13 protein-coding genes and 1 pseudogene are annotated in these 12,175 nt (G+C 28.9%); 13 read left to right on the top strand and 1 reads right to left on the bottom strand.

The window, feature by feature from the left end; genetic code table 11:
• From L3B98_RS26200 to L3B98_RS26155, 10 genes and pseudogenes are all read left to right on the top strand, one after another.
• Nucleotides 1-95, top strand: a pseudogene (locus L3B98_RS26200) (2-deoxyribose-5-phosphate aldolase); the annotation flags it as partial.
• A 164-nt stretch (nucleotides 96-259) separates the two neighbouring features.
• Nucleotides 260-658: a cytidine deaminase gene (locus L3B98_RS26195; RefSeq protein WP_238918876.1), complete on the top strand. Its 399-nt coding sequence runs from the start codon at nucleotides 260-262 to the stop codon at nucleotides 656-658.
• Between the two features lie 141 nt (nucleotides 659-799).
• A complete protein-coding gene (deoD, locus tag L3B98_RS26190; protein WP_238918875.1) occupies nucleotides 800-1,513 on the top strand; it encodes a purine-nucleoside phosphorylase in 714 nt (237 codons plus the stop codon).
• Between the two features lie 139 nt (nucleotides 1,514-1,652).
• On the top strand, nucleotides 1,653-2,483 hold the full coding sequence (locus L3B98_RS26185) for a 5'-nucleotidase, lipoprotein e(P4) family (protein ID WP_077361587.1): 831 nt from the start codon (nucleotides 1,653-1,655) through the stop codon (nucleotides 2,481-2,483).
• Between the two features lie 135 nt (nucleotides 2,484-2,618).
• Nucleotides 2,619-2,804 (top strand): hypothetical protein, encoded by a 186-nt coding sequence (locus tag L3B98_RS26180; protein WP_238918874.1) that lies wholly within the window; start codon nucleotides 2,619-2,621, stop codon nucleotides 2,802-2,804.
• A gap of 50 nt (nucleotides 2,805-2,854) precedes the next feature.
• A complete protein-coding gene (locus L3B98_RS26175) occupies nucleotides 2,855-3,535 on the top strand; it encodes a rhamnogalacturonan acetylesterase (RefSeq protein WP_238918873.1) in 681 nt (226 codons plus the stop codon).
• Nucleotides 3,536-3,641: 106 nt separating this feature from the next.
• A complete protein-coding gene (locus tag L3B98_RS26170) occupies nucleotides 3,642-4,007 on the top strand; it encodes an arsenate reductase family protein (protein WP_238918872.1) in 366 nt (121 codons plus the stop codon).
• Between the two features lie 126 nt (nucleotides 4,008-4,133).
• Nucleotides 4,134-4,292, top strand: a complete 159-nt coding sequence (locus tag L3B98_RS26165; RefSeq protein WP_015391746.1) for a hypothetical protein — start codon at nucleotides 4,134-4,136, stop codon at nucleotides 4,290-4,292.
• Between the two features lie 308 nt (nucleotides 4,293-4,600).
• Nucleotides 4,601-5,680 (top strand): HD-GYP domain-containing protein, encoded by a 1,080-nt coding sequence (locus L3B98_RS26160; protein WP_238918871.1) that lies wholly within the window; start codon nucleotides 4,601-4,603, stop codon nucleotides 5,678-5,680.
• Nucleotides 5,681-5,705: 25 nt separating this feature from the next.
• Complete coding sequence (locus L3B98_RS26155) at nucleotides 5,706-6,764, top strand: HD domain-containing phosphohydrolase (RefSeq protein WP_015391748.1); 1,059 nt, start codon at nucleotides 5,706-5,708, stop codon at nucleotides 6,762-6,764.
• Nucleotides 6,765-6,896: 132 nt separating this feature from the next.
• On the opposite strand, the gene L3B98_RS26150 is transcribed toward L3B98_RS26155, so the two are convergent.
• Entirely contained in the window at nucleotides 6,897-7,376 is a 480-nt protein-coding gene (locus tag L3B98_RS26150; RefSeq protein WP_238918870.1) for a hypothetical protein, read from the bottom strand.
• A 162-nt stretch (nucleotides 7,377-7,538) separates the two neighbouring features.
• Here L3B98_RS26150 and L3B98_RS26145 point away from each other — a divergent pair, with 162 nt between their 5' ends.
• The 3 genes from L3B98_RS26145 to L3B98_RS26135 are packed head-to-tail and all read left to right on the top strand — an operon-like array spanning nucleotide 7,539 to nucleotide 11,719.
• Nucleotides 7,539-8,882 (top strand): alpha-amylase family glycosyl hydrolase, encoded by a 1,344-nt coding sequence (locus tag L3B98_RS26145; RefSeq protein WP_238918869.1) that lies wholly within the window; start codon nucleotides 7,539-7,541, stop codon nucleotides 8,880-8,882.
• Nucleotides 8,883-8,940: 58 nt separating this feature from the next.
• Entirely contained in the window at nucleotides 8,941-10,914 is a 1,974-nt protein-coding gene (pulA, locus tag L3B98_RS26140; protein ID WP_238918868.1) for a type I pullulanase, read from the top strand.
• 34 nt (nucleotides 10,915-10,948) lie between these two features.
• Entirely contained in the window at nucleotides 10,949-11,719 is a 771-nt protein-coding gene (locus tag L3B98_RS26135) for a DUF4931 domain-containing protein (RefSeq protein ID WP_238918877.1), read from the top strand.
• The last annotated feature ends 456 nt before the right edge of the window (nucleotides 11,720-12,175 follow it).

The raw sequence follows: 12,175 nt of genomic DNA, 5'->3' as shown, positions 1-12,175 counted from the left end.
TTAGAGACTTTAAGACAGCTATGGATATGATAAATGCAGGTGCAAGCAGAATTGGTGCAAGTGCTAGTATTGCAATAGTTAAAGAAAGTAAATAATAAGATTGTAACAAAGAAAGCAAAACAAGGTATAATCAATAGTTTTTAAATAATAAGCGAAAATAAGGAAGCGGTTTCATTAAAATTTATATGATTTGAATCCGTATATAGTTCATTTTGTAAATGGATATGTATATTCTGAATCATAAAAGGAGGAAATCTTCATGGATTATGAAAAACTTATAAAAGTAGCTTTAGATTATAGAAATAGGGCATATTCACCATATTCTGATTTTAAAGTTGGAGCAGCGGTACTTTTTGAAAGCGGGGAGATCTATGGAGGATGTAATATAGAAAATGCATCTTTTGGAGCTACAAATTGTGCTGAAAGAACTGGTATATTTAAAGGAATATCAGAAGGGGAATCAAAAATAAAAGCAATAGCTATAGTAGGAAGTTTAGAAGAATACACATATCCTTGTGGAATTTGTCGTCAAGTAATTGCTGAATTTGGGGATGAAGATATTAAAGTAATTTTAGCTAAAAGTGAAAATGATTATATAGAAAAAGAAATGAAAGAAATTTTACCAGGAGCATTCAAAAAAGATGCATTAGGTAAATAATAATAGTTCACAGTTTACAGTTTAGGTACAAATTACTGCGTAATTTGAGTATAATATAAAAATTTTTGAAAGAAATTTTATCCTTAATTGTAAATTGATGATTGTAAACTGTAAACTGAATAATTTTTTGGAGGTAACGAAATGAGTGTTCATATTAATGCACCAGAAGGTGCTATTGCAGAAAGTGTATTATTACCAGGAGATCCTTTAAGAGCAAAGTTTATTGCTGAAACTTTTTTAGAAGATGCAGTATGCTACAACGAAGTTAGAGGAATGTATGGATTTACAGGAACATATAAAGGAAAAAGAATTTCTGTTCAAGGAACTGGAATGGGTATACCATCGATTTCTATCTATGCTAATGAATTGGTTCAAAGCTATGGAGTTAAAAATCTTATAAGAGTTGGTACTTGTGGTGGATATAGCGAAAAAGTTAAAATAAGAGATCTTATTATTGCAATGTCAGCTTCAACAGATTCAAATTTAAATTTAGTAAGATTCCAAGGAAGAACATTTGCACCAACAGCTAGCTTTGAATTATTAAAGCCAGCTTATGATATTGCAATTGAAAAAGGACTTGATCCTAAGGTAGGAAGCATTTATAGCTCTGATGTATTCTATGGAGATGATAATGAAGATTGGAAGAAGTGGGCTAAGTTTGGATGCTTAGGAGTAGAAATGGAAGCTGCTGCATTATACACAATTGCAGCTAAGTTTGGAGTAAATGCATTAGCATTGCTTACAGTAAGTGATCACTTTGTAACTGGTGAAGTAACAAGTGCAGAAGAGAGACAATTAACATTTACAAATATGATGGAAGTTGCTCTTGATACAATAGTACAATTAGATAAGTAATAAATGAATCAATGGAGATTCTTGTTTGGATGATAATATACTCATAATTTTAAAGTTATTTGCTATATATGATTTGAAACAAGGATCTTTTTGATTATATAAATAAAATTTAAATTAAAATTTGGGAGGAGAAGGTAATATGAAAAAAAGAAAAGTCATGAGTTTATTTTTAGGATTAGGTATTTGTGGAATGCTTATGGGGCAAGGTGTTCAAGCTGCAGAAACAGCAAAATACATGGATGGAACAGCATCTGCACTTCAATACCAATATGTTAGTGGTGAAGTTGAAGCACTTCAATATCAAACATATAATATGGCTACAGAAAAAATTAAAGACATAGCTAAAAATTATAAAAAGACTAAACCAATGGCAGTAGTACTAGATCTTGATGAAACAGTACTTAACAACTATGGTAGTGAAATCGGAGATTTTCTTGATGGAAAACCATATAGCTCAGACAGATGGCATGCTTGGGTATTAAAAGAAAAGGCTACAGTTATCCCAGGTGCAGATAAATTTTTAGATACAGCAAATACTTTAGGTGTGCAAGTATATTATATTAGTAATAGAAGTGTTACAGAACAAGATGCTACAATAAATAATTTAAAGAAATTAGGATTACCTCATGCAGATAAGGCTCACGTTTTAGTTAAAACAGATAGTTCATCTAAACAAGCAAGAGTAGATGCAGTTGCAAAGGATAATAATATAGTTATGTATGTAGGCGATAACTTAGGGGATTTCCCAGCAGACTTTTATAATAAATTAAATGATGCAAGAAAAGATATCGTTGAAAAAAATATTGATAAGTTTGGAACAGAATATATCATTCTTCCTAACGCAACTTATGGTGATTGGGATAACGCAACTTTTGGTTATAATTTTAAGAAAACTGATGCTGAAAAAATTCAAGATAGAATTAATGCATTAAAAACATATAATGATAAAGAAGCTCAAAAGATTAAGTAATTAATCTAAAAAAGTTAAAATATATATTAAGTTTAAGTTATTTATAGAAGCCATATGTAGGAAATCCCTATGTATGGCTTTTTTTAATGTTTAGGAAAGTATAAAGCTTTTTTATTTTAAAAGCCAGTTATACCAATGGTTATAAGGATATTAATCTGTAAAAAATGGTATCAAGAAAGAGCGTGGCGCAGTCACTTTTGTGCTGCCCAGGAAAGTATTGAATTTCAGAATAATGAGAGACTTATGAAATCTAGATATTCAAAGATGATAATGAATAATGAAGGTATTACTATGACAATATGGGAAAATAGAAAAAATTAGAGTATAATAATAAGGCATACATTATTGGCTGTTTTTTAGGAGGAAGATAAATGATTAAGAGGATTTTTTGGGCTGGAGATTCAACTGTGGCACAAAATAAAATAGATTCATATCCGCAAACTGGAGTAGGACAAACTTTGGGTTTATATTTAAATGAGGACATTGTAGTTTATAACTATGCTAAGAATGGAAGAAGTAGCAAAAGCTTTGTAGCTGAAGGAATATTAGAAAAGATAAAGAAAGAAATAAAGGAAGGAGATTTTCTTTTTATTCAATTTGGACATAATGATCAGAAGGCTGATAAAGAGAGAAATACTGAACCATACTCTACTTATCAAGAATATTTAACTAAATATATTGAAGTTGCTAGAGAACAGGGAGCATATCCGGTATTGATAACATCATTATATAGAAGAATATTTTCTGAAAATGGACATATTAAGGATGAAGTTCATTATGAATACCCAAATGCAATGAAAATATTGGGGGAAAGATTAGAGGTTCCTGTAATTGATTTATGCCAAAAGAGTAAGGCGTTATTAGAAAAAACAGGTGATGAAAATTCAAAAAAGTGGTTTATGCATCTTAGAAAAGGTGAATTTATATCTCATATTGAAGGTTTAGAGGATAATACTCATTTAAAATATGAAGGTGCAGTGATAATGGCTGAATTAGTGGCAGAAGGATTACAAGAATTAGGTGGAATTTATAGAGAATTGATAAAATATTAGTAATTAATTGTCAATTATCAATTTTAAATTGCAAATGAAGAAGAGATGCTCAGAAATTGTTGACAATTGAGCATTGAACATTGATAATTGCCGCAGGAGGAGTTTTATGAATATACAAATATTTGGAACAAAAAAATGTTTTGATACTAAAAAGGCTGAACGCTTTTTTAAGGAAAGAAATGTAAAATATCAATTGATTGATATAAATGAAAAGGCTATGAGTAAAGGTGAACTTACAAGTGTACTTAAATCAGTAGGCATTAATGATTTAATAAACAATAAATCAAAGGATTATACAAAATTAAATTTTAATAATATTAGGAGTGCTGATGTAAAAACAGAATTATTATTTAAAAATCAAAAAGTAATGAATACACCAGTTGTAAGGAATGGTAAAGAAGCAACAGTAGGATATAAGGTGGAAGTTTGGAGTAATTGGATAGAAGCAGAAAAATCATGTAAAGAAATATAAATAACAGGTCAAAAATTTAAAAATGATCTTCATTGCAGCAAAGCTGCTCTTTTTTAATGTGTGTATATTATAAAAAGCTTTTGAAAATACTAAGTATGAAAGTATTTTAGAAAGGATGATATGATTATGGCAAAAGCAGGTATGAGAAGACCTGATCCTAGCGACCCTCATGGAACAGAAAGCAATCATAAGATGAATTTGAAAAAAAATGATGTTATGGATGTTCCTCAAGAAATACAGGGAAAAGCTAAAACAGGTAAGAAAAAAGCATCATCAATTGAATAATTTAAATAATTTTAAGCTTTGGATGAAATAAAAATATTTCGTCCTTTTCTTGTTTACTAATTAAATTTAGTTTAGATGTAGAATTTTGTTAAAAGTAGAAAACTTGTTTTGACAAAAGATAAAAAATATAGAATAATATAAGTAAATAAGTATATAATTCTTGAAAAATGGGTTTTAAATCGAGTTTTATAGTAAAGGGTTTGGATTAATATTATTTGTAGAAAAATGAAAAATTTTTTTGTAAACTTAACTATAGTTTGCATAAAATTAATATATTATCAAAAGTATAAATTAGGGGTAGGATGCATATGGAGAATAAGGAAGAGAAGAAAACTAAAGTTGTAGACTTTAGTCAATTAGAAGAGGGAATGATTGTTGCTAAAGAGGTTCAACAAAATGGGAAGGTACTACTTAGAAAAGATATTCCTATAACTGGGCAAATGATAAAGAAAATAAAGAATATTCTTTTTATTGGAACAGTGGAAGTTTATGACAAAAAGGTGAGTGTCAAAAAGAAAGTTGCTAATTATGAGAAAGAGAAGCAATATATCAGAGTTCAAGAAGAATTTAAGGAAATAGCTTTTAAATTACAAAAAACTTTTAGACAATTAATTAATGATGATGAAATTGCAATGCATGAAGTCAGAGAATTTGCAAAAAAAATTCAAAGTGAATTGACTCCTAGTAGTATAGTAATAAAAAATATAGTACTTTACGGTAGTGGAGATGATTCTATTTATAGACATTCAGTTAATGTGGCGGCACTAAGTGCTATTATTGGAAAATGGATTGGTTATGACCATGCAAAATTGAATTCTCTTGTATATTCAGCCATTCTTCATGATTATGGTAAAACAAAAATAGATAGGGAATTATTAAAAAAAGAAGCAACATTAACTACAAATGAATTCAATGTGATAAAAACTCATGCACAGTTAGGATATAAATTCGTCAAAGAAATCAAACAATTGGATACTTCTGTTTCATATGGAGTTTTAATGCATCATGAAAGGTTAGACGGTTCAGGCTATCCATTAGGGTTAAAAGATGAGGCAATACATGCATTTGCTAGAATTATTGCAATAGCTGATGTATTTGATGCTATGAATTCCGATAGAGGATATAAGAAAAAGAGACTTCCATTTGAAGCGTTGCAAATAGTTAAAAATGAGAGTTTAGGAAAATTGGATTATGAATATACAAAAGTGTTTTTAGAGCATATTGTAGACTATTATACGGGGGAAGAAGTTTTACTAAACACTAATGAAACTTGCAAAATTATAAAAATGAATCCTAATGATTTAGAAAAACCGTTAATATTAAAAGATAACGATTTTATAGATTTAACAAAAGAAAAGGAGTTTTATATTAAAGAAGTTCTTATATAGTTTTACTTTAGGGGGATGGAGAGAAATGGACGGTAAAAAAGAATATTTTAATGTTCAAGAGCTGAAATCTGGAATGATTATTACAAGAGATGTGCTTAAAAATGGAGCTCTTTTAATTAAGGAAGGTACTGTAGTAAATGACGAGATAATAACAAGATTAAAGAAGGCATATTTCCTCGAAAAAATTGAAGTTAAAGTATCTCAAGCTGTAATAGCACAAAGTACCAAAGAAGCTGAAATGCAAAGGGTAGAAGAAACCTTTAAAGAAATAAGTGATGGGTTAAAAGATTTGTATGAAAAGTTTGGGAGAGTAAAAGAAAATAAAGTTAGTGAGCTTAGATTATTTGCTGAAAAGATTTTAAAGGAATTGAATTCTATAGAAATAGTGATAAGTACAGTGGCATTTAAAGGTAGCGGTAATGATCCACTATATAGACATGGAGTAAATGTAGCTGTATTAAGTGGTCTTTTAGGAAAATGGGTTGGTCTTGAACAATCAAAGGTTAACTTATTAATTTATTCAGCACTACTACATGATTTTGGTATTACTAAATTAGAAAAGAAGTTTCATACAAAACAAGATATTTTAATACAAGACAGGTATAAAGAAGTATGCCAACATGCAAAAATAGCTTATAAATATGTTGACAGTATTGACTATTTAGATAAAGCTGTAAGTTACGGAGTTCTTATGCACCATGAAAGAGAAGATGGATCTGGGTATCCGTTAGGAATAACTGGTGAAAAAATACATTCATTTGCAAAAATTATAGCTATTGCTGATGAACTCGATGTAATGAATTCAGATCCAAATTACATAGATAAAAGAGGCCCATTTGAAATTTTAGAAATAATAAAAGAAAAAAGTTTAAATAAATTAGATTTTGAATATTCAAAAATATTTTTGGAACATATAACAAATTATTTTATGGGTGAAGATGTATTATTAAATACAGGAGAAAAGGCAAAAATACTCCAAATTAATATTAACGAAATAGCAAAACCGCTGTTATTAAAAGACGGAGAATTTTTGGATTTAAGTAAACATAAAGATGTATATATTAAAGAATTAGTATTACAATAAATTATTTTATATATGTATATATAGTTTTAAAATGGTAGTCTATTGCTAGGGGATAAGCAATAGGCTACCATTTTTGTACTAATTAGAGTTGAATTTTATCTGTAAAATTAATAATCAAAAAAATAATTAAATTCATCTTAAAAATTGGTCAAGTATTTCTTCAGTTGTGTGTTTGGTTCCATCAAGGATTGCATTATAATCATTTAATCTTTTAGATTCATCTTCGGATAAGCTTTTATTTGAGTTCTTTCTTTCCATTAAGTATTTAAAGTCTTCATAATCCTTATCACCAAGTTTTCCTTTAATAATGCAATCAGTAATTGAATTTAAAGTTTTTTGTTGGTCTTCTGAAAATGTATCACCTTTTTCTTTACATTTCTTTAATTCTAATAATACTTTTTTTTGGTCATAGGAAAGATATTTATGATTTTCCTTGCCAAATACATTGAAGCCTTTGCTTTTTCTATTTTCATCAGCTTTGTTTGTAGACCAAATAACATCAGAACTATCTGAAAAAGATGATGGGGTTGCCGTTGCTTTAATAGAAACAGATGTTAGGCAACTAAGGAAGATTAGAGAAATTATAATATATGAAATTGTTTTTTTAGTCATATTAATACCTCCGTAATTAATTTAATTTCAATAATTAGTATGTGGAAAAAATAAAAAATTATAAGCAGATATTAAAATTTAATATGATATTCAACGGAGAAAACTGGCAAATATTATACTAAAAATGATATAATGTAAATATAAACTAAAGGGGATGAATTTATGAATGAATGGATTAGAGAAAGTGTGTTTTTCCAATTCTTTCCGTTAGGTCTTTGTGGTGTATTGGAACCGGGGAAAGTATATGAAAAAGGAAAGAATAGATTTATTAAAATTGAAGAATGGATACCTCATTTGAAAGAAATGAGTATAAATGCAGTATATTTTGCGCCAATTTTTGAATCAACTTATCATGGTTATGATACAAAGGATTATTATAAAGTTGATGAAAGACTTGGATCAAATGAAGATTTTAAAAAATTATGTAATAAGCTACACACAAATCAAATTAAAATTGTATTAGATGGAGTGTTTAACCATGTAGGCAGAGACTTTTGGGCATTTAAAGATGTTCAGGCAAATGGAAGAAACTCGAAATATTGTAATTGGTTTGTAAATTTAAATTTTGATAGTAGAAGTCCTATGGGTGATGATTTCAATTATCAAAGTTGGAATGGCTGTTATGATTTAGTTAAGCTTAATTTGAAGAATAATGAAGTTTTAGATCATTTATTAAAGGCGGTTGAAACTTGGATAGATGAATTTGATATAGATGGATTAAGATTAGATGCAGCAGATAGTATAGATTTTGAATTCTTTAAAGTTCTAAAGAAGTTTACAGAAACTAAAAAGAAGAATTTTTGGCTTATGGGTGAAGTCATTCATGGAGACTATACTAGATGGGCAAATCCTGAAAGTTTAGATTCTGTAACAAATTATGAATGTTATAAAGGTATTTATTCAAGTCATAATGATAAAAATTATTTTGAGATTGCTCATTCTTTAAACAGATTGTTTGGTGCGGGTGGAATTTACAAAAATTTATGTTTGTATAATTTTGTAGATAATCATGATGTTAATAGATTAGCAAGTACTCTAAAGTTCCCTGAATATTTATATAATTGTTATACTTTGTTATATACAATGCCAGGAGTACCAAGCGTATATTATGGAAGCGAGTATGGTATTAAAGGAGTTAAGGGAAAAGGCACAGACTTGCCATTGAGGCCTGAATTAACGCTTGAAGAAATAGATGATTCAAATGAGAAATTATTTGAATTAATTAAGAAATTAGGTCAAATCAGAACTGAAAGCAAAGCATTAAAATATGGGAATTATGAGCAAGTAATAGTTAAGAATGAACAATTTGTTTTTACTAGAACAAGCGATGATGATAAAGTATATGTGGTTTTAAATTTAAGTGATAAAGAAAGTAATTTGGAGTTTGAAGCGAAGTTTACTCAGGGAATTGATTTATTAGATGAAAATAAGACCATAATTAATGGTGGAAAAGCTATGCTTAAAGTACCTGCATTTTCTGGAAAAATAATAAAAGGGTTAAAATAATTGGTATATTTGTTAATGAAATTATAGATTTAATAACAATAACAAAGGGGTAGGTAGAATGAATTTATTAGATAATGATTATAATAATTATGGTGGTAAATTGGGTGCAGAATATTCAAAGGAAATGACAAAATTTGTTATTTGGGCACCAAATGCAAATAATGTAAGATTAATTCTTTTTGGTAAGAATGGTATGAATTATACCAATCCACCTGAAGAAATATTAGATATGAATAGAAGTGAAAAAGGCACTTGGAGTATAGAAGTAAAAAGAGATTTAAAAGGGGAATTCTATAATTACTTGGTCACAAATAGTGGAAATGAAAGTGAAGTAACAGACCCATATGCAAAAGCAGTTGGTGTTAATGGAAATAGAGGGATGGTTGTAGATCTTAAAGAAACTAATCCAATAGACTTTGATAAAGATAAAAGACCTGAGCTCAGCAGCCCAACAGGATCAGTAATATATGAGCTGCATGTAAGAGATTTTTCTATAAATGAAAATTCTGGAGTTAAAGATGAGAAAAAAGGAAAATTTCCTGCGTTCTGTGAGCATGGAACTAGCATTCCAGGACAATATACAAAAACAGGAGTAGATTACTTGAAGGATTTAGGGGTAACTCATGTTCATTTGCTTCCTGCCTTTGATTATATTACAGTAGATGAAAGTAAACCAGATGTGCCACAATATAACTGGGGATACGATCCACAAAACTATTTCGTACCAGAAGGTTCCTATTCAACAGATCCATTTAGTGGAGAAAAAAGAATAATGGAATTTAAAGAAATGGTTAAAACTCTTCATAAATCAGGTATAAGAGTTGTAATGGATATGGTTTATAATCATACTTATAAAAGTCATGACTCAAATCTAAACTTAGCGGTACCCAACTATTATTATAGGCAGGATTCATATGGTAACTTTTCTAACGGTTCAGGCTGCGGTAATGAATTAGCATCTGAAAGATATATGGTTAGAAAGCTCATAGTGGATTCAATATTATATTGGGCTAAGGAATATCATATTGATGGATTTAGATTTGATTTAATGGGACTACATGATATCGAAACTATAAGAATGATTAGGAATGAACTTGATAAAATCGATCCATCAATATTAATATATGGAGAAGGATGGACTGGCGGATGGACACCTCTTAGAGGAGAAGATTCAGCAGTAAAACAAAACATTGTAAAATTTGAAGATATGCAAATTGCAGCCTTTAGTGATGATACTAGAGATTCTGTTAAGGGACATGTATTTAATATAAATGAAAGGGGATATGTAAACGGTAGACCAGGGTTAGAAGAAAGTATTAAATTCTGCATAGTTGGAGCAACAGGTCAAGTAGGAATTAATTATGATAGAATTATATATTCTCGCTGGGCATGGGCTAACGAGCCGTATCAATGTATAAATTATATTTCAGCTCATGATAATTATACTTTATGGGATAAGTTATATATGGCTAATAGTGATTCCTCCTTGAAAAAGCGAATTAATATGAATAAACTAGCTGCAGCTATAATTTTGACTTCTCAAGGAATACCTTTCTTTCAAGCAGGAGAAGAATTTTTAAGATCAAAGAAAAATGATGATGGTAGCTTTAACCATGATAGTTATAATGCTCCAGATAGGGTTAATAATTTAGAATGGTCAAGAGTAGAGGAGTATAAGGAAGTTGTTAATTATTATAGGGGATTAATAAAGTTAAGAAAGAAATATAAGGCTTTTAGAATGAATACAAGGGAAGAAATTAGAAAAAATCTTTCATTTTTAGAATTTGGTGAAGAATTTTATAAACCAAATGTTGTTGCGTACAAAATAGAAGATAACAGTGGAAAAAATTTATGTAATACTATAGTTGTGATTTTTAATCCAAATGATGAGGAAGCATTTGTAGATTTGAAGCAATGTGGATGGAGTGTACTAGTTAATAAAGAAAGAGCAGGAGTGGAAGAGATTTACCCTATACCAGGTAATAATGTTACTGTTCCTTCGAAGAGTGCATATGTATTAATAAAAAAATGATTTAGATTTAGACGGAAGGTTTTCGGTGATATTGGTGGAAAAAGAGAGATACTTAGTGTTTTTAAATGATGTAAATAAAGATAAACCAAATGAATTTCATAATATAAATATGAAGGAATGCCCATTTTGTAATAGAGATAAACTAACTGATATTATTGATGAAAGTGGTCCATTTATTTTACTTAAAAATAAATATCCAACTATAAAAGATACTTGTCAGTTAGTTATTATAGAAACTTATGATTGTAATACTAATATGGGTGAATATTCAGAAGAATATATGCTTGACTTAATGAAGTTTGGAATTAAACATTGGTTAAGAATAGAAAAAAGTGAAGAATATAAGTCTGTCATTTTTTATAAAAATCATGGACCACGATCTGGAGGAAGTTTAAAACATCCACATATGCAGATTGTGGGTTTGGATGATATTGATTATAAAGAAAGAATAAAAGAAGCATATTTTCAAGGTATAGAAATTCATAAAACTGATAACTGCTTAGTAAATTTATCTCAAACGCCATTTAATGGATTTACTGAATTTAATATAATTATAAAGGATGATTTATCAGCAATAACAGAAATTTCAGGAAGTCTTAGAAAAATAGTTCATTATCTTTTAAATAATTATTTTGTGAAGTGTGATAGTTTTAATATATATTTCTACCATTTAGATGAAAGAATTATATGTAAAGTTATGCCTAGGTTCACTAGTTCACCATTGTTGCTTGGTTATGGAATAAGACAGATATCAAGTATTGAAAAAGAAATTGCTGATAAGGTTAAAGCATTATATTTTTCTTGAAAAAGAGGTATTTGTACATATGATAGAAGGAAATAGCTAAAATGATTTGCATAATTATTTTTACTATTTCCTTTTTTGTTAATTATCAATTCTCAATAGACAAGTAAATTATAGATATCCAAAGCGAAAATTAGACTTATGCAACAATTACCAAAATCAGATCCATTTATCTTCCACAGGACTAGTGAAATTTTCGCTGGAAGGTTCTAAGTGGAAGGTTGCACCCATTTCTGCATGTTCCTAAAGTAAATTTATGACAAGCAGAAAATGAAACAACCTTCTACTAAGAACCATCATCAGCTCAATTTCACATGCCTGCTTCCAGAAAAATGTATCTGATTTCTAGTGTAGTGTTACGATTATAATTTCTCCATAATGCATACATATTCAATTTATAAATTTGAGTATTAATTTGGATATCTATATTAATGTTCAATGCTTAACTATCAATCAAAG

The organism is Clostridium sp. YIM B02555, from assembly GCF_022320955.1.
GTDB classification, from domain to species: Bacteria; Bacillota; Clostridia; order Clostridiales; family Clostridiaceae; genus Clostridium; species Clostridium saccharoperbutylacetonicum.
The sequence above is the reverse complement of the archived record's forward strand: the minus strand, read 5'-3'. Positions and strand labels throughout refer to the sequence as shown.